1 rRNA gene is annotated in these 249 nt (G+C 51.8%); it reads left to right on the top strand.

Annotation, left to right across the window (positions count from 1 at the left end):
• Positions 1-249, top strand: a 16S ribosomal RNA gene (locus ACTHSN_RS10865); the annotation flags it as partial.

Genomic DNA, 249 nt, shown 5'->3' on the forward strand with positions numbered 1-249 from the left:
GGAATCACTGGGCTTAAAGGGTGCGTAGGCGGCGATTCAAGTCAGATGTGAAATGCCTGAGCTCAACTGAGGCATTGCGTGTGAAACTGAATTGCTAGAGTATTTCAGGGGTGTGTGGAACTGCCAGTGGAGCGGTGAAATGCGTTGATATCATCAGGAACACCAGAGGCGAAGGCGGCTCACTGGGTCTCTTCTGACGCTGAGGAACGAAAGCTAGTGGAGCAAACGGGATTAGATACCCGAGTAGTC

Source organism: Neisseria sp. P0009.S010, from assembly GCF_051958545.1.
GTDB classification, from domain to species: Bacteria; Pseudomonadota; Gammaproteobacteria; order Burkholderiales; family Neisseriaceae; genus Neisseria; species Neisseria subflava_A.